The organism is Streptomyces sp. NPDC006134, assembly GCF_040628835.1.
Classification (GTDB): Bacteria; Actinomycetota; Actinomycetes; order Streptomycetales; family Streptomycetaceae; genus Streptomyces.
The window spans coordinates 1-18,051 of the sequence record NZ_JBEXTV010000059.1 but is presented as its reverse complement, the minus strand read 5'-3'; the positions used below and the strand labels follow the sequence as shown (position 1 = coordinate 18,051).

14 protein-coding genes are annotated in these 18,051 nt (G+C 72.5%); 6 read left to right on the top strand and 8 right to left on the bottom strand.

Annotated elements, in window-relative coordinates; all coding sequences use genetic code 11:
- The first annotated feature begins 30 nt into the window (after positions 1-30).
- The gene (locus ABZ340_RS29790; RefSeq protein ID WP_358784951.1) at positions 31-405 is read left to right on the top strand and encodes a hypothetical protein; all 375 of its coding nucleotides are present in this window, start codon (positions 31-33) and stop codon (positions 403-405) included.
- Positions 406-548: 143 nt separating this feature from the next.
- Here the strand turns inward: ABZ340_RS29790 and ABZ340_RS29785 are convergent, their stop codons facing one another.
- The 7 genes from ABZ340_RS29785 to ABZ340_RS29755 form a co-directional block, all read right to left on the bottom strand.
- Positions 549-1,022 (bottom strand): DUF3237 domain-containing protein, encoded by a 474-nt coding sequence (locus ABZ340_RS29785; RefSeq protein ID WP_358784950.1) that lies wholly within the window; start codon positions 1,020-1,022, stop codon positions 549-551.
- Between the two features lie 2 nt (positions 1,023-1,024).
- On the bottom strand, positions 1,025-1,837 hold the full coding sequence (locus ABZ340_RS29780; RefSeq protein ID WP_358784949.1) for an ATP-binding cassette domain-containing protein: 813 nt from the start codon (positions 1,835-1,837) through the stop codon (positions 1,025-1,027).
- On the bottom strand, positions 1,830-2,894 hold the full coding sequence (locus tag ABZ340_RS29775) for an ABC transporter ATP-binding protein (RefSeq protein ID WP_358784948.1): 1,065 nt from the start codon (positions 2,892-2,894) through the stop codon (positions 1,830-1,832). The genes ABZ340_RS29780 and ABZ340_RS29775 overlap by 8 nt, the downstream gene beginning before the upstream one ends.
- A complete protein-coding gene (locus ABZ340_RS29770) occupies positions 2,891-3,766 on the bottom strand; it encodes an ABC transporter permease (protein WP_358784947.1) in 876 nt (291 codons plus the stop codon). The genes ABZ340_RS29775 and ABZ340_RS29770 overlap by 4 nt, the downstream gene beginning before the upstream one ends.
- Positions 3,763-4,713, bottom strand: coding sequence for an ABC transporter permease (locus ABZ340_RS29765; RefSeq protein WP_358784946.1), 951 nt, complete (start codon positions 4,711-4,713; stop codon positions 3,763-3,765). The genes ABZ340_RS29770 and ABZ340_RS29765 overlap by 4 nt, the downstream gene beginning before the upstream one ends.
- A complete protein-coding gene (locus ABZ340_RS29760; RefSeq protein WP_358784945.1) occupies positions 4,710-6,374 on the bottom strand; it encodes an ABC transporter substrate-binding protein in 1,665 nt (554 codons plus the stop codon). The genes ABZ340_RS29765 and ABZ340_RS29760 overlap by 4 nt, the downstream gene beginning before the upstream one ends.
- Positions 6,375-6,536: 162 nt before the next feature.
- Positions 6,537-8,252: a CocE/NonD family hydrolase gene (locus ABZ340_RS29755; RefSeq protein ID WP_358784944.1), complete on the bottom strand. Its 1,716-nt coding sequence runs from the start codon at positions 8,250-8,252 to the stop codon at positions 6,537-6,539.
- Positions 8,253-8,361: 109 nt separating this feature from the next.
- On the opposite strand from ABZ340_RS29755, the gene ABZ340_RS29750 reads away from it, so the two are divergent.
- From ABZ340_RS29750 to ABZ340_RS29730, 5 genes are all read left to right on the top strand, one after another.
- Complete coding sequence (locus ABZ340_RS29750; protein ID WP_358784943.1) at positions 8,362-8,961, top strand: TetR/AcrR family transcriptional regulator; 600 nt, start codon at positions 8,362-8,364, stop codon at positions 8,959-8,961.
- Between the two features lie 230 nt (positions 8,962-9,191).
- Complete coding sequence (locus tag ABZ340_RS29745) at positions 9,192-10,667, top strand: amidase (RefSeq protein WP_358784942.1); 1,476 nt, start codon at positions 9,192-9,194, stop codon at positions 10,665-10,667.
- A gap of 448 nt (positions 10,668-11,115) precedes the next feature.
- Complete coding sequence (locus ABZ340_RS29740; RefSeq protein WP_358784941.1) at positions 11,116-12,024, top strand: hypothetical protein; 909 nt, start codon at positions 11,116-11,118, stop codon at positions 12,022-12,024.
- Positions 12,025-12,026: 2 nt separating this feature from the next.
- Entirely contained in the window at positions 12,027-12,539 is a 513-nt protein-coding gene (locus ABZ340_RS29735) for a hypothetical protein (RefSeq protein ID WP_358784940.1), read from the top strand.
- Positions 12,540-12,650: 111 nt separating this feature from the next.
- Positions 12,651-17,060, top strand: a complete 4,410-nt coding sequence (locus tag ABZ340_RS29730) for a hypothetical protein (protein WP_358784939.1) — start codon at positions 12,651-12,653, stop codon at positions 17,058-17,060.
- A gap of 82 nt (positions 17,061-17,142) precedes the next feature.
- Here the strand turns inward: ABZ340_RS29730 and ABZ340_RS29725 are convergent, their stop codons facing one another.
- Complete coding sequence (locus tag ABZ340_RS29725; protein ID WP_358784938.1) at positions 17,143-17,706, bottom strand: DUF6461 domain-containing protein; 564 nt, start codon at positions 17,704-17,706, stop codon at positions 17,143-17,145.
- Positions 17,707-18,051 lie beyond the last annotated feature (345 nt).

Sequence of the window (18,051 nt, the reverse complement as noted above, 5' to 3'; positions counted from 1 at the left end):
ATCCCGTAGGTACGGAAAGGAAACCCACGCATGGCCAACCTGGAGACCGCCCTCAAGGAGTGCCTGAGCTCCATCGACGGAGCCACCGCCGCCGCCCTGGTCGACTACACCAGCGGCATGGCCCTCGGCACCCTCGGCGGCACCAAGGACTTCGACCTGGAGGTCGCCGCCGCCGGCAACACCGACGTCGTCCGCGCCAAGCTGCGCACGATGGAGCACCTCGGCCTGAAGGAGGAGATCGAGGACATCCTCATCACCCTCAACACCCAGTACCACCTGATCCGCCTCCTCAAGGGCCGCGGCGGCAACGGCCTGTTCCTGTACCTCGTCCTGGACGCGGGCCGGGCCAACCTGGCGATGGCCCGCCACCAGCTGCGCCGCATCGAGGCCGAACTGGAGGTGTGACCCGGCCCGCCCCGAAGGCGCGGACGCGGGCGTGGGTCCGGCGGGACTCCCCCCGCCGCCGGACCCACGCCCGCGTGCCGCCGCCCGGTCCTCCCGAGCGGTTCCCCGCTCTCCGCCGCTCTGCTCCTCCCTCTTCGCCCCGCTCAGTCCACCGTGAAGCAGCGGATGACGATGTGCTCGCCCCGCTCGGGGTCGCCCTCCGCGCGCGCCAGGCCCACGAACACCGTCCCGGCGAGCCAGCGATGGGCGGGCGCGTCGGTGCGGAAGACGGGCGAGGTGCGGAAGTAGACACCGGCCTGTGCCACCTTCAGCGTGCCGTCGAACTGGTCGGGGCCGCCGGCGCCCTCGTGGTAGTAGCCGCGGTTGACGATGTCGATGACGGCGCCGTCGTCGGCCCGGATCAGATAGCGGGCCTCCAGCTCGCAGACCTTGCCCCGGGTGTTCGACCAGTCCCCGCCGCCGGCGAGGACGGTGCCGTTCAGGCGCGGCCCGTGGACGGTGCCGCCGGTGATGGGCGTGAACTCGGTCCGCTCGCCGTCGCCGTGGCCGATGTGCAGGGGCGGGGCGACGGCGGCGCGGATCTCGAAGGCGTACGTCAGCGAAGGCGTGAAGGACATGGTCAGGCTCCGTTCGGTGTGGTGCGGCGGGCCGGCTTCCAGCCCCGGCGGGGCACGGAGCCGAGCAGCTCGCGGGTGTAGGGGTGGCCGGGCGCGGACAGCACGGCGGAGGCGGGGCCGCGCTCCACGACCCGGCCGTGCCGCATGACGGCGACGTCGTCGCAGACGTGCCGGACGACGCCCAGGTCGTGGGTGATGAACAGGTAGGCCACCTGCGTCCGTTCGCGGATGCGGCCCAGCAGGGTGAGGATCTGCGCCTGTACGGAGACGTCCAGGGCGGCGACCGCCTCGTCCAGGACGAGCAGGCGCGGCTCGGCCGCCAGAGCCCGGGCGATGGCGACGCGTTGCCGCTGGCCCCCGGACAGGGCGCGCGGCAGGGACGCGGCGTGCCGCTCGTCCAGGCCGACCTGGCCGAGGAGCTCGGCGACCCGCTGCCTCAGCTCCGTACCGCGCAGCTCCGTGTGCAGGGCGAGCACCTCGGCGAGGCAGTCGCCGACGCGCTGGCGGCGGTCGAGGGAGGCGTACGGGTCCTGGAAGACCATCTGCACCTGCCGGGCGAACGCCCGCCGCCGGGCGGGGCGGGCCCGGCGGTACGGCGGTTCCTGTCCGCCCAGCAGGACCGCGCCGGCGGTCGGCTCCTCCAGCCCGGCCACCATGCGCGCGGTCGTCGTCTTGCCCGACCCGGACTCCCCGACGACGGCCAGGGAGCCGCCCGGGGCGATGGTCAGGTCGACGCCGTCCACGGCCGTGAAGCCGCCGAAGGTCTTGCGCAGTCCGGTGGCGTGCAGGGCGGGCGGCGGGGACGGGTCAGCCATGAGGGGTGCTCCTGTCGCCTTCGCGCACCGCGGTGCGCGGCTCGGCCGGGACTTCGGCCGGGACTTCGGGTGGTGCTTCGGCCGGGACTTCGGCCGGGAAATGGCAGGCGGCCAGGCCGTCCCCGGCGGGGGCCGGCTCCGGGCGCTCGGTGCGGCAGATCTCCCGGGCCGCCGGGCAGCGCGGCGCGAAGGCGCAGCCCGGGCCCGCCTCGTACGCCGGCAGCGGCCGTCCCGGCACGGCCCGCAGCGGCCGGCCGTGAGCCGAGGGATCGGGACGGGAGGCCAGCAGAGCGCGCGTGTAGGGGTGCCGGGCACCGCCGTGCAGGTGCCGTGCCGGGAGCTCCTCCACCACACCGCCGGCGTACATGACCGCGACGCGGTCGCACACGGCCGCGGCCAGGTCCAGGTCGTGGGTGATGAACAGCAGCGCCAGGCCGCGTGCGGCGCGCGCCTCGTCGATGATCGCCATGACCTCGGCCTGCGTGGTGACGTCGAGCGCGGTGGTGGGCTCGTCGGCGAGCAGCAGCCGGGGCTCGGCGGCCAGCGCGGCGGCGATCATCACGCGTTGCAGCAGGCCGCCGGAGAGCTCCGGCGGGCGCTGCCGCATCCGGCGGGCGGCGTCGGCGACACCGACGTCCCGCAGCAGCGCGGTGACGGTCCGCTCCGCCTCCCGCGGGCGCACGCCCCGCGTGGTGACCAGCCCCTCGGTGAGGAAGTCGCCGACGGTGCGGACGGGGTTGACGTGGGCCCGCGGGTCCTGGAACACCATGGCGACGTCCCGGCTGCGCAGCCGCCGCAGTTCGGCCGGGCCCATCGCGGTCACCGAGGCGCCGTCGAAGCGGACCTCCCCGCCCGTGCGGGCCCCGGCCGGCAGCAGCCGCAGCACCGACCGCGCCGTCATCGACTTGCCCGACCCGGACTCGCCGACCAGGCCCACTGCGGTCCCGGCCGGCACGGACAGGTCCACCCGGTGGATCACCGTACGGTCCTGCCCCCTCACCGGCAGGGTGATGCGCAGCCCGTCCAGTTCCAGCAGCGGGGTCTCGTGCGCGGTCATCGCCCGTCCTCCAGGAGCCGTGCGGACAGTGCGCCGCCGAGCAGGTTGCAGGCGATGACGAACACGACGATCACCGCTCCCGCGTACAGGGACTGCTCGGGACGGCCGGCCAGGATCCCGGAGGAACCGTTCGCCACCATCAGCCCCCATTCGGCGGCCGGGGGCTGGGCGCCCAGCCCGATGAAGGAGAACGCGGCCACGTCCAGCAGCGTGTAGCCGAACGAGGTCGCCAGCTGCACCAGCACCAGCGGCAGCAGGTTGGGCACCAGGTGGCGCAGGCAGATCCGCCACCCCGGCATGCCGAGCATCCGCAGCGCCAGCACGTACGGCAGGTTCCGCTCGCGCAGCGCCGCACTGCGCACCACCCGGCCGATGTAGGGCAGATAGGCGATCGACAGCGTCACCACCGCCACCTTCAGCCCGGCGCCGAAGACGGCGGCGGCCACGACGGCCAGCACCAGGCCGGGGAAGCCGAAGACGACGTCCAGCAGGGCGGAGACCAGCCGGTCCCACCAGCCGCCCGCCCAGGCCGCGCTCACCGCCAGCGCGGTGCCCACCGCACCGGCGGCCAGCGTGACCAGCGCGGGCGCCAGCAGACTGGGCCGGGCCCCGTGCAGCAGCCGGGAGAGGATGTCCCGGCCGGTGTCGTCGGTGCCCAGCCAGTGGGCGGCCGAGCCGCCCTGCGACACGGCGAACGGGTCGACGGCCTCGGGGTCGTACGGGGCGATCAGCGGCGCGCACACCGCCGCCAGCACCGCCAGCGCGACGACCGTCCCCGAGGCGATCAGGACGCCCCGTCCCCGGGCCAGGGCCCGCAGCCGGCCCGCCCGCGCCCGGCGCTCGCCGAGCGCGGCGATCCGGTACGTGCTCATGCGGCGCCCTCCAGGGAGATCCGGTGGTCGAGCGCGGCGCCGACCACGTCGACGACGGTGTTCACCGTGACGAAGACGACCACGGCGATCAGCGCCAGCGCCTGCACGACCGCCAGGTCCTGCTTGGCCGCGCTCTGGATCAGCAGGGCACCGATCCCGTTGACGCCGAAGGCCTGCTCGACGACGGACGACATGGCGATCAGGCCGGCGACGGCCACACCGGAGACGGAGAAGACGGGCCCGGCCGCGTTGCGCAGCACGTGCTTGCGCAGCACGAACCGCTCGGGGATGCCCCGCGCCCGCGCGGTCTCCACGTGCTCGGAGGCCAGTTCGGCGCGGACCGCCGACCGGGTCACCTGGGCGACGTACGCGAGCCAGGACGCGGCGAGCGCCAGCGCGGGCAGGGTGAGGTGCTCCAGCCGCCCGGCGAAGCCGCTCCCGGCGCCGTACGCCGGCAGCCAGTCCCACTGCACCGACAGCCCCCAGATCAGCAGCACCGACATCACGAACGTGGGCACCGCCATCAGCGCGGTGGTCACCACCGTCACCAGCGTCTCGCCGAGCCCGCCGCGCAGCGCGGCCAGCGTGCCGAGGGCGACCCCGGGCAGGACGACGAGGACGGCGGCGTAGGCGACGAGGAAGAGGGTGTTGCCGATGCGGTCGGTCACCAGGCGGGTGACGGAGTCCCGGTAGGTGAGGGACTGGCCCGCGTCGCCGTGCAGCATGCCGCTCAGCCACCGCCAGTAGCCCTGGAGGAACGGGTCGTCCAGGTGGTACTGGCGGTGGATCTCCTCGATCAGCCGCGGGCTCGGGGGCTTGCCGCCGCCGGCCAGCAGGGTGGCCGGATCGCCCGGCGAGACGAACAGCGCCCCGTAGACGGCGACGCTCGCGACCAGCGCGGTCACCACGAGCATCACCGCCCGCCGGGCCACGAACCGCCAGATCATGACGCCGCCTCGCCCGTGCCGCCGAGCTGCGCCGCCCACGGCATGTTGAGGTAGGCGAAGGACGCCGGGGCGCCGCTGAGCCGCTTGTTCAGGAACAGCCGCTCGTGCGGGCAGGCGATCGGCACGAGGGGGAGGTCCTCGGAGTACAGGGCCTGCGCCCGCGTGAACAGCTCGGCCGACTCGCGCGGGTCCAGCGCCGCCCGGGCCCGGGTGAGGAGGGAGGTCACCTCGGGGTTGTCGTAGCGCGTCCAGTTCATGGGCGAGGCGGGCGAGGTGAACATCTCCGCGTACGACAGCGGGTCGGGGATCTCGACGTAGCCCAGCGCCATCGTCGCGTCCAGGCCCCTGCGCAGGGACGGGTTGTAGAACAGGCCGGACATCTGCGTCGGCTGGAGCTGGCGGATGACCACCTTCAGCCCGATCCGCTTCGCCGCGGCCTGGACGAAGGTGAGGATCTGCAGGGACTGCTGGTCCCCGGCGCCCATGGCGACGGTGAGGGTCCGCCGCTTCGGGGCGGCCTCCTCGACCAGCTTCCGGGCCGCCGCCTCGTCCGGTTCCGGTACGGCGGGCAGGGCGGCGTAGCCCTCGGCGTAGACGTCGGCGGCCTCGCCGCCGCGCCACACGAACGACGGGATGAACGTCTTCTGCGTGTGGGCGGCGCCGTCGAAGACGTTCTTCACCAGCGCGTCCCGGTCCAGCACCAGCGACAGCGCGCGGGTGAGCCGCGGGTCGGCCAGCGGGGAGGAGGGGCCGGTGGGGGAGATGAACACGGTCTGCGCGGAGGGGCCGTGGTAGAGGGTGCCGGCATCGGACCTGCGCAGGGCGCGGGCGACGGTGGAGGGGATCTCGTAACTGCCGTCGATCTGCCCGGACAGCAGGGCGCCGGTCAGCGTGCTGTGGTCGGTGACGAACGTGAAGGTCAGCTTCTTCACCCTGGGGCGCAGTGAGGTGTCCCAGTAGCCGGTGTTGCGGACCAGGGTGACGGACTCGCCGGGCTTCCAGCCCGCGAGCTTGAACGGGCCGGTGCACATCAGGCCGCCTCGGGCGGTGCCGTAGGAGCCCTCGGCCTTCTTCAGGTAGGACGCCTTGTTCACCGCGCCGAAGCCGTTCACCAGGTACTTCAGGAACAGCTCGTCGGGCGCCTTGAAACGGACGGTGACCTGGTGGGTGCCGGAGGCGGCGATGGAGGAGACGGCCGCCAGGACCGGGGCGTTGACGCCCTGGGTGGCGGGATCGCGCTGCCGGGACAGGCTGGCGACGACGTCCTGCGCGGTCATCGGCGTGCCGTCCCAGAACCTCACGTCCTCCCGGAGGTCCAGGACGAGGGTCTTCGGGTCCGGGCGGCGCCAGCCGGTGGCCAGGCCGGGGGCGATGGAGTAGTCGGGCTTCAGGCGCAGCAGCGGGTCGCAGAGGTTGGACACCACGGTGCTGGGGGAGTAGTCGCCCGCCTTGGCCGGGTCGAGGGTGGTGGGCTCGCCCAGGGGCAGGTTCCAGGTGACCTCGTCCAGGGTGCCGGCCGCGGCGGGCGTGGTGGCCGTCAGCTTCGGGGCGCCGGAGGCCGGCGGGCCGCCCGGAGAGCCGCCCCCCGACGTACAGGCGGACAGCGCCAGCAAGGCGGACAGGGCCGCGATCAGGCCCGGGGCGGTGCGGGGAGCGTGCATGGTCGTGCTCCTGAGGAGGGGAGTCGTGGGGCGGTGACGGATCCTTCGGCGTGGGGGTGTGCGGGCGTGCGGGTGAGTCCGGAAAGGTGACGGGCCGGCGGAGGTGACGGACCGGCGGAGACGGAGGGCGGGCGGAGGTGACGGGCCGGCGCAGGTGGAGGGTCAGCGGGCCGGGGGCTCCAGGACCGTGACGGTCAGGCGCGAGGGGTGGGCGCCGCCGGTGCGCAGCGTCTGGGTGCCGGGCTTGGCGGCGAGGGTCGTCCAGGGGTTCTCGTCGCTGCCCGAGGACGGCAGGAACATGGGGTAGTCGCTGCCGGCGAGCAGCAGCGCCAGGCGGTGGCCGGGACGCAGCCGGTAGCCGGTGTGGCCGCACTCGACGTGCACCTCGCCGGGCGCCCGGTCGCCGCGCACGGACACCTGCCCGCGCACGATCAGCCGGGCCTCACCGCCGGGCGAGACGTCCAGCACCTTGGCGAACACGTCGAACACCGGGGCCGTACCGGTGACATGGAGGTCCACGCCGACCGGTCCGGCCAGGTCCAGCGGCTCGGTCACCGCCGGGGAGGTGAAGACGAGGACGTCCTCGCGGGCGGCCAGGGCGGAGACGTCGGGGTGGGTGCGCAGGTAGGCGAAGGAGTCGGGCACCAGGGAGGGGACCAGGTGCTCGGGGTCGTACACCCACCGGGCGCCGTCCTCGCCGGGCGGGGGCGCGTCGGCGAGGGCGCCGCCCGGCAGCGGGCCGTGCGCGGCGGCCGGGTCGGCCAGCCAGAAGGTCCGCTCCCGGCTGCCGGGCGGCGGCCACGCCCGCGCCGTACGCCAGTCCGCGTGCCCGAGCTCCCAGGTCACCTTGGGCAGCGAGGAGACCGGGCGGACGCCCTTGAGGAACACGTCGAAGAAGTCCAGCGCCGGGCCCGCGTACCGCGGCAGCATCCGCTCCAGGGCGGCGTCGCTGGTGGCGTGGTCGGTGGCGTCGGTGACCGGCGCGCGGCCGAGCTCGTAGTTCTCGTGGTCGACGGCCCCGGCCCACAGGTACTGCACCGCGTCCCAGCCGGGGCGGGAGGCCAGCTCCAGGTAGTCCCGCATGTGCGGGACGCCGATGTTGTCGTACCAGCCGATGCAGTGCAGCACCGGCACCGGCCGCGCGTCGAAGGGGTGCCGGCCCAGCGCGTGCAGCACGTCGGTGAAGCGGGGCGCGAGCAGGTCGAACCACACCGAGCGGGCGCCGATGGCCTGGAACGCCTGCTCGTACTGCTCGATCACCGGCCGCACCGAGCGGTCGGGCTCGAAGTCCCAGACGCCGTGGTCGACCCAGTGGTGCGCGTAGTACTCGATGCCCTCCAGCCACACCGGGCGGCCCACCCCGGAGCCGTCGCGGCCGGGGTCCTGGGTGGTGGCGTTGAAGTCCACCGTGGTCACCCGGGGCACGATCGCGCGCAGCGCCGGGTGCTGGGCGGCGACGGCGGCCCACTGGGTGAAGCCGTAGTAGGAGTCGCCGAACATGCCGACCGCCCCGTCGGACCAGGGCTGGTGCGTGATCCAGTCGATGGTGTCGTACCCGTCCTCCGGCTCCCGCAGGAAGGGCAGGGTCCGCCCGCCGGAACGGAACTTGCCGCGCACGTCCTGCACCACCAGGGCGTAGCCGCGGGCGGTGAACAGCCGGGCCGCCCGGTCGAAGTAGACGTACCGGCTGTTCTTGTCGTACGGGAGGCGGACCAGCACGGCCGGCAGCCCCGTGCCGTCCGGCGGTTCCGTGCCGTCGTGGCCGGGCGGCAGGTAGACGTCCGTGGCCAGGCGGGTCCCGTCACGCATGCGCACCAGGTGCTGCCGGGCGTGGCCGGGGACGGGGGCGGCGCCGGTTCGTTCGACACGAACGCTCATCTGCTGTTCTCCGGGAGGCTCGATATGCAACGCCGTCATGTAACAGCGTTGTATGACAACATTGCAGCTCCTGGGAACCCGGTCAACCCTCTGCGTTAGGGTCGACGGCATGCCGATCGAGGTAGACGAGGCCAGGCGGCTCGACGAGATCGCCGCCGCCACCATCCAGGTCGCCCGCGAGCGGGGCGTGCGGTCCGTGACCATCCGGGCCGTCGCCGCCCGGCTCGGCGGCTCGACGGCCATGGTCACCAACTACGTGTCCAGCCGCTCCGCCCTCATGATCAACGCCCTGCGGCGGGCCGAGGAGGAGTGGGCGGGCGAGCTGGAGGGCGAACTCGACGGCCTCACGGGCGAGGAGCGGCTGCGGGCCGCGCTGCGCTGGATGTGCACCACCGAGCGCGACGACGAGGTGCTGCGCCGCCTGCTCATGGAGATCGCGAGCGAGGGGCCCGGCGCCGGGGCGGCGGTCGAGGAGGTCAGGACGGCCACCTCCCGGCGCTACCGCGACGAACTCGGCGCCCTGGCCGCCGAGGCGGGGCTGCCCGACCCCGAGCTGGCCGGGGACGTCCTCCACCTGCTGCTGCGCGGCTACTGGCTCACCACGCTGGAGGACCCGGACCGCTGGCCGGACGAGCGGGGCGCCCGGGCCGCCCTCGCCGTCGTCGACCTGCTGCGCCGGCCGCCCGGCGCGGGGGAGTCCGCGGGCTGAGCCGCCCCGGGCGAGCGAGGGCGCGGACGGGGGTTGACACGCGGGACGGGGCGGGCGGAGGCTGGCCGCGAGATAAAACACCGTTGTATGACGGCGGTGTCCCCGCACCTCCCTTCTGCGCCGGGCCCGCCGACCGGCCGGGCGCCGCCGCCCCCTTCCCGTGCTTTCCCCGTGCCCCCGTGCCCCCGCGCCGCCGTACGCGCCCGGGCCTCGACGCGAAGAGGTACTCCATGGCGACTCCACCCCGACCGACCGCACCGTGGCAGCGCACCGCGACCGACCTCGCCGCCGCCATCCGCGCCCGCGAGATCTCCTCGGCCGAGGTCGTGCGGTCCTGCCTCGACCGGATCGAGGAGGTCAACCCGCGCCTCAACGCGCTCGCCGACGTCCGCCCCGAGGAGGCGCTGGCCGCGGCCCGCCGCGCCGACGAGGCCGTCGCCGCCGGCGCCGAACTCGGGCCCCTGCACGGCGTCCCCGTCTCCATCAAGATCAATACGGAGCAGAAGGGCTACGCCACCAGCAACGGCGTCCCCGCCCTCGCCCACCACCCGGCCGAGGGCGACGCGGCCTGCGTCACCGCCCTGCGGTCGGCCGGGGCGATACCGCTCGGCCGCAGCAACGCGCCCGCCTTCTCCTTCCGCTGGTTCTCCGCCAACGACCTGCACGGCCGCACCCTCAACCCCTGGGACCCCGGCCGCACACCGGGCGGCTCCAGCGGCGGCGCCGCCAGCGGCCTGGCCGCCGGGATGACGCCCCTGGCCCAGGGCAACGACATCGGCGGCTCCATCCGCTTCCCGGCCGCCTGCTGCGGCGTCGTCGGCGTCCGCCCCACCGTCGGCCGGATCTCCGGCTGGAGCCCGCCCGTCCACGCCGGCACCCCCGGCGGCCCCGCCGAGCCGGACCTCCCGCCGACGGTCCACTCCTGCGCCGTCCAGGGCCCCCTCGCCCGGACGGTGGCCGACGCCCGGCTGGCCCTGAAGGCGATGACCACGCCCGACCTGAGGGACCCCAGCGGCGTCCCGGCGATACCCGACCGGCCGCGCCCCGCCGGGCCGGTCACGGTGAGCGTCGTCCGCACCATCGGCACCGTGAAGAACCACCCCGCCGTCGACCGCGCGCTGGACGCCGCCGTCGCCCACCTCGCCGACGCCGGGTACGAGATCGAGGAACTCGACGGGATGCCCGTACTGGCCGAGGCCGCCCGGCTGTGGTCGCTGCTGATCACGGAGGACATCCGCCCGATCCTGCCGCTGGTCCACCAGGTGGGCGGCGAGGACATCCGCACCGCGCTGGGCCACCACTTCGACGCCGCCGCGCGGCTGTGGGGCGAGACCCCGTCCCTGCGCACCTACATCGACGGCTGGGCCCGCCGCGCCACGCTCGTCACCCGGCTCCAGGAACTGCTGGGCGGGGACCGGCTCCTGCTCACCCCCGTGTGCGCCGAGCCGCCCTTCGAGCAGGACGCCGACCTCACCGGCCGGAGCCGGGCCGTGGAACTGTTCACCGCCATGTGGCCGATGACGGCGGTCCCCGTGCTCGGCTTCCCCGCCGTCACGGTGCCGGTCACCCTCGACGAGGGCCTGCCGCTGAGCGCCCAGCTCATCGGCGGCCGTTTCGAGGAGGACCTCGTCCTCGACGCCGCCCAGGCCGTGGAGGAGCGGGCCGCGGTGCCGCCGGTGTGGCACTGGGGAACGAGCCGCGGCTGACCGGTGGTCAGCTCGGCAGGCCGGCGGACACGCCGGAGTCGCAGGACCCTCCCCGCACGCGGGCGATCGCACCGAGCCGGTCGGCGGCATCGGGGAAGGAGCTCGCCCGGCCACCCGGCTCGGGGTTCCGGCCTGCGGGGACACCGGCCGATCCGGCTGTGCGGCGCGTCCGGCCCGGTGGCCCGGCGGCCTGCCCCGCCGTGACGCCCTCACCCGTGGCCGGTCCGGCGGCCGGACAGCCGGCCACGCCAACTGTCGCCGTAGTGAACCGAGATCGCTCCGTTGCCGAGCTGTGGCCTGGACCAATCAGGGTTCAGGCATGATCCAGGCGAGACGCTCACAGCCGCCGCACAGGATGAGCGATGTGTGCTGAGAGCGCAGAAACGATGGCGACACAAGAGGGGTCGTGTACATGCGCACAGGGAGGACGCTCATAGGGAGCGTCGCCGTGTCAACGCTCGCTGTGACAGGGGCACTTGTCTGGACGAGCAGCGGGGCCCCCGGGTCTCCTGACGCCTCGCACCGCGTCGCGGCGGAGAACGTCGCGGACGAGAGCAAGTGGCCCCGGCCCACACCGGAGAGGGGCCTCGCCAAGGGCCTCACGCTGCCGGTGGAGAAGTACCTCGTGGCATACCCCGAGGGCGTGAAGTGGCAGCAGGCCCAACGGGCCCTGTGGGTCGGGTGCATGGCTCGATACGGGTTCACGGACTTCCGTCCGCCGGTGCCGGGCACCCATCCGCCGGGGCACTACAACGATGCCAACATGGCACGCCGCTACGGCATCTCGGACGAGACGCAGGCCGCCCGGTACGGCTACCACCTGCCCCCGGAGCAAGCCGCCGAGCCGCCCGTGTGGGAACCGGCGCCCGGCGCCGAGCAGGCCGTCTTCACCGGTGAAGGGCCGGAATCGGCCGACGGCACGTACAACGGCAAGGCCCTCCCCGAGGGCGGGTGCCGCGGTGAGACGTCGCGCAAGCTGGGACCGGCGCCCCAGAGCCCGGTCGCCTCCGATGCCGAGATCACGGCCCTCCAGCAGTCCATGAAGGACGCGAAGGTGCAGGCCGCCATCGCCGCGTGGTCCGCGTGCATGAAGGACAAGGGCCACTCCGTGGCGCACCCCTACGACCCCCCGGAGCAGGTCGACATGGCGGCGGCCACGGCATCCGAGGAGGAGATCGGGCTCGCCGTCGACGACGTGGCGTGCAAGAAGGAGACCTCCCTCATCCAGGTCTGGCACAAGGTGGAGAGCGACGCCCAGCAGGTGGAGATCACCAAGCGGCGGACCGCACTGGACGCCGAACTCTCGAAGAAGAACACGACGGTACTGAAGGCGCAGCGCGCACTCTCGGGGGAATGAACGTGAAGCGCAGAACACACCACCTCATCAGCACCGCGGTCACCTCCGCGGTACTCGCCGCCAGCGCCGTCGTCGCGCAGCCGGCCCATGCCGCGACGTCGTACGAGTCGGACGGGTGCACGTCGACCGACAACAGGTACTGTTTCGCGATCTTCTACAACAGCCGGAGCGAGAACACCTGGCTGGGAGGGGGTTCTTGCTACATCGCGAACAAGAGCGTCCCGGACCACTACGGCTATTCCCCCAACGGGGCGGTCCTGGTGCGACTGGTGTTCGCATACCAGAACATCTACGGGACGAGTTCGTGCAAGGACGACAGCGGTGAGGGCCAGCCCATCAAGAACAACGCCGCGTCCGTCGCCAACGGCGAGTGCTCGGTGATGAACACCGTCTACTTCAACTCCGGCTACCTGGGCACCTCCCAGTCATTCTACGCGTACTGCGGCGAATACACGTGGGCCGAGAATCTGAAGACCGGCCTGAAGAACGAAAACGCGTCGCACAAGCGGAGCTAGCCCCTTCGGGAACGGGTGCTCTGCCGGTACGGCAGCCGTGCCCGTTCCCTCCCCCCATCCGAAGGACGAGCGTTGATACGCCATAGACACGCAAGAGTTCCGCTGGCCGTGATGGCGGCCGGCGGAATGCTGGCCGGCCTGCTCCAGGCCTCGGCCTGGGCGGACACCCCCGAACCGGGGCAGGCCGCCAAGTCGTCGAAGAAGTCCGGAACCGACGCGGTCCCGCCGGGCGACCGCGCCGAACTGCTCGGCGAGGACTACCAGGAGTCCGCCGACATCGCCTGGACCACGACGGGTGACGCCCAGGGCTTCCACATCCTCACCGCCACGGAGAAGAGCGGATACGCCTGGAAGACGCTCGCGTCGCTGGCCGAGCCGGGATTCGACGCGGACCAGTGGATCGGCAACGTGTGCGTGACCGGCTCGGGCAAGCGCGCCGTCGTGGTCTACGCGCCGCGTACGTTCACCAACGACCCCGAGCTGATGGCCCGTGGCGGCTTCACGGCCGTCGTCGACCTGGCCAGCGGCGCGACGACGAAGCTGAAGGCCAACGCCTCCCTGTCGTACTACAACCCGGGGTGCGGCACCGGCGAAGAGGCGGTGCTGACGCAGTCGCCGGGCGAGGACAAGGCACAGACCCGGCTGATCCGTGTGGACGCCGCGACAGCCGAGCTGAGCGAGCCCGTCGCGGTGGACGGTCAGATCACCTCCTCGGTCCCGGCCGGCGACGGCAGGATCGTCGCGGCCTCCGGACGCACGCTCGTCGAGATCGGCACGCGGGGCGAGAAGCGCAGGCTCGCGACGACGGGCACGGTGCCGTACCGCATCAGCAAGGACGGCGACGGCGGGTACGTGTTCCTGGAACGTGTGCAGCGCGACAGCCTCCAGCAGACGGAGACCGCGCTGGTCCGCCGGTGGGCGGACCGGAAGACGTCCGCACTCGGCTCGGGACCGCTCGGCCGGACGGGGCTGGCACGGCGCGGTGGCCAGGTGTACGTGACCGGCGACGTGCGGGTGGCGAAGAGCCTGCCGAAGACGGTCACCCGTCTGGCCAGCGCGGACAAGGACGCCACGCTCTCCACCGAGGGCGCCGCGATCGTCCAGCGCACGGTGTGGGCGGACGGCAAGGGCTCCCCCGCGTACCTGCATCCCGAGAAGGCCACGGACGCCCGCTCGGTCGACATCACCACGACGGTCCGGGACACCGGCCGGCGAGCCGGGTTCACGGTGACTCCGCTGCGGGCCAAGTCCCCGCGGTGGGCGACCTCCCGCACCCCGTCACCCCTGCTGGGCGAAGCGAAGAAGACGGCGGCCGACGAGGGCGGAGTACGCACCGACAGCGCCGGGACACGCGCACTGGCGGCCGAGGACCCGGGCGACGTGACGGGCACGCGGACGGAGGTCGTGGAATCGGAGCGCACGTGCTCCGTGCCGCGCGGTGACGTCCGCAACCAGGCGATGCAGCCCAAGCCGCGCCAGGTCGAGTGGGCCGTCAACAAGGCGATCACCGGGAAGCTGAACAGCGGCGCCTCACGGCCGGCGAACTGGAAGAACCTGGGGATGCCCGCCTACTCCCCCCAGACGCTCTTCCCGAACCCGTCCCTCGAGGGCGGTGGCCGCGTCCCGGCCCAGGTGATGCTCGGCATCACCGCGCAGGAGTCGAACATGTGGCAGGCGGCCCGCTCGTCGGTGCCCGGCGTGACGGGCAACCCGCTGATCGGGAACTACTACGGCATCGACTACTACGACGGCAACACCGACAACGACTGGGACGTCGACTGGTCCGAAGCCGACTGCGGCTACGGCATCACGCAGGTCACCGACCACATGCGGCTGGCCGGCCGGGAGCACGGCAAGGGCGGCACCGCCTGGGACTACCAGAAGCAGCGGGCCGTGGCCCTGGACTACGCGGCCAACGTCGCCGCCGGCCTGCAGATCCTGGCCGACAAGTGGAACCAGACCAGGCGGGCCGGGCTCGTCGTGCACGACGGCGACCCGACCAAGCTGGAGAACTGGTTCTTCGCCCTGTGGGCCTACAACAGCGGGTTCTACGAGAACGTCAACGGCAACGAGCCGTGGGGCGTGGGCTGGGCCAACAACCCCGCCAACCCCGAGTGGGACGCGAGCCGCACCCCCTTCATGGAGGACGCCCTCGGCAACGAGGACCCCGCGGACGCCGCCCGTCCGCAGCACTGGCCGTACCCGGAGAAGGTGCTCGGGTTCGCCGCGCACCCGCCGGCGTACCTGGAGTCACCGGGCACGATGGTGCCGGCCTTCCGCGCCGCCTGGTGGAACGGGACCGGCGGTGACGCCACGATAAAGGGCTCGGCGAAGTACAACCGCGCGCACGTGAAGCCGCCGGAGGACCTCTTCTGCGGGCCGTACAACTGGTGCGAGCCGTCGAAGATCGGTGACGACGCGAAGAACGAGCCCGGACAGGGCCCGTGCACCCGTGACGACTTCAAGTGCTGGTATCACCAGTCGGTGCAGTGGAAGACGGACTGCTCCTACTCGTGCGGCAACGAGTTCTTCCGCTTCCCCTCGCCGGACTACGACTACGAGCAGGCGGACGGCACCGCCTACCCGCCGAACTGCACGGCCTCCGGCCTGCCCTCCGGCGCGATCGTCGTCGACGACGCACCGGCCGGGACCCCGTCGGTCCGGCCGGACTGCTCCAACAGCGACTGGACCAACGAGGGCACCTTCACCCTCGACTTCGGTGCCGGCGAAGCGGGCCTCGCCCATGACGGACAGACCGTCTCCACGGTCTGGCCCGCCAAGGTCGACCTGCACCAGCTCGGTGCCGGTTTCGGCGGCCACTTCTACTTCGCCCACACCCGCGCCGACGACGCCAAGGGCCAGCGGCTGAAGGTCACCGGTACCTGGAAGCTGAACAGGGAACTGGACAGCGCGGCCAAGGTCATGGTCCACATCCCCGACCACGGAGCGCAGACCCAGGACGCCCGGTACCGCGTCAGGACCGCCCAAGGCTGGCGGGACACGCCGCCGGTCAACCAGCTCCTGGAAGGCGGTGAGGGAAAGAACCGCTGGGTGTCCCTCGGCGCGTACCAGTTCAAGGGCGCCGTCCCCGAGGTCCAGGTCGACACCATCGTGCCGAGTGGCACGGGTGAGGAAGACATCGCTTTCGACGCCGTCGCCTTCGTCCCCGGCGACTACTCGGGCATGCCGGAGATCACCTTCCCCGATCCGGACCCGAACGCCCCGGAGATCGACTACGACGCTCAGAAGATGATCCCCATCCCCACGCCGCCGCTGGACTTCACCTCGTCCGGCACGAGGTCCGGAGTCGCCCGGAGCGCCCCCGCGCAGAGCTGCACCCCGGAGGACGCCAAGACGGGCCGCCGGCTCTGCATCCAGGTGAACAGCGACGCCGGACGGCAGACGCGCAGCACGTCCCCTTCGACGCGCAGCACGTCCCCTTCGACGCGCGCCGGCATCGTGCCCGCCTGCGTCAACCAGGCCGTCAACCTGTACAACAGGTACGAGGCGTGCATCTCGACCGACCGCAGCGCCCCCATCGTCGCGACGCTCACCGAGCGCGGAAATCCGATCGGCAGCGCGAGCTGGGACATCGACCAGCAGATCAAGCTGTACAAGAACGAGAACGCCATCGACCAGCAGATCACCTTCACGCCCGTCAACTTCACCGGCGCGCTCACCAACGTGACGCTGAACGTGAAGGCCGACTGCTTCGGGCCCTGCCAGTCGAGTCAGTCACAGTGGGCGGGCTCCCGTACCTGGCTCAAGGAGGACCTGCACCAAGCGACCTTCGGTGTGGGCAGCTGGTGGACGGGGACCACAGGAAAGGACAGCCTGATCCTCTCCTGGACGCTCACGGCCACCTCGACCCAGACCGTGGACACGGCCGAGACGTCGTGGTCGGACAGCGACCTGGTGGTCCGCTGCGACGTGATCATGGGCAAGGAAGAGGTTCCGGAGACCAAGCCCGGCTGCGTCTTCCCCACGTACACGCCCACCCTGCAGATCAACACCAAGAAGTACCCCTCCGCGGCCGCGCTGTACTGGCTGCTGATGGAGAAGCTGGACAGCCACCCGGGTAGTGCGAAGCACAACAGCCCGCTGTCCCGCCAGGCCGACGAGACGATCGCGGCCAACAACCGCAAGGTGATCTGCGACAGCACCTTCAATCCGGTGCCGAACGGCACCACGGCATCGAGCACCAAACCGTCCTGCGACGAATACCCCTTCGCCAAGTCCCGCCAGAGCGGCGGGGGAACCCTGACCTCGGGGTCGCAGTGCGCCCAGTTCTACGCGGTCAAGAACGGCAGTCGCTGGTCGCTCGAGTACGACCCGAACTCTCCCCTTCCGACCTGGAAGGAGGTATGCGGCCGAGGGAGCATCCCCCTGGACCAGAACACGGGTGCGGGCGGCCAGCTCGGCAGGTTCACCACGGCGATGCGCCTGCACGACGAGGACAAGTACTACGTCGACGTGCCGGGTTTCAGCAACTGCAACCTGACGGCGTGTGACCTTCCCTGACGTCGTCGGGGGAAAAGGCGCAGGGGCGCGGACCGCACGGTCCGCGCCCCTGTGTCGCTGTCATGCGTCCGTCATGTGTCCGTCATGCGTCATCCGGGTCCTCGGGAACCCTGCCGCTGAGCAGTTCCTCCCGCAGTGTCGAGGACTGCGGCAGGGACAACCCGAACGCGGCTTCCGCGAAACGCAGCATCGCGGCCGTGGGGCTCCCCTCCACCGGCGTGCCGTCCGCGGGCATACCGGCCTGCGCCATCCGGGCGAGGAACCGGTCGGGATCCGCCCCGTAGCGCAGGTGGGGCAGTCCGGGGTCGAAACCGCAGATCTCCTCGCCGTCGACCGCGTAGACGAAGGCGGGAGCCGACGCCGTGCTGATCAGCCCCACCATCTCCGCACCGGCCGACACACGCTCGATGACCCCCTCCTCCAGGATGCGCGCCCCCCAGCTCTGCAGGGCGAAGGACCAGCCGCCGGCACGTCCGGCGCAGATCACCGCGCCGTCGTCCTCGTCCTCGAGTTCCAGCTCCCGCGCGTCGGCCAGCGTCGACGGCCGGATCGAGCCCGGTGCGCATCCGAACCTGCCGAGCAGTTCACGTACCGGAACGTCACGGACGAACGTCAGCGAAAATCCTTGCCCGAATGCATCGGGCACCCATGAAATGCCGGACATGCCTACCGCCCTCGCCTCTGTCTTCAGTGCACGTGTCTTCGGCGCACGTGTCTTCGGAGCACGTGTCTTCGGTGCACGGGGCGTCAGATTACTGCGGCAGGTTACGCCCATGGACGCGGTGGACAGCGGGGCTTCACCGCCGGGAGCGACCTGGTCCGGGACATCGCCCGCCGCGCGGCATCGCACGGCGCGGCAGGGATGCCCGGCCGCCTCGCCGCGCGGCGAGGCGGCCGGGCGGGGAGGCGGAGGTCAACGGTTCACGCGCCGCTCTCCCTGAGCATGTCCTCGCGCTCGACGATCTTCACGCGCTCGCGCCCCAGCGGCGCG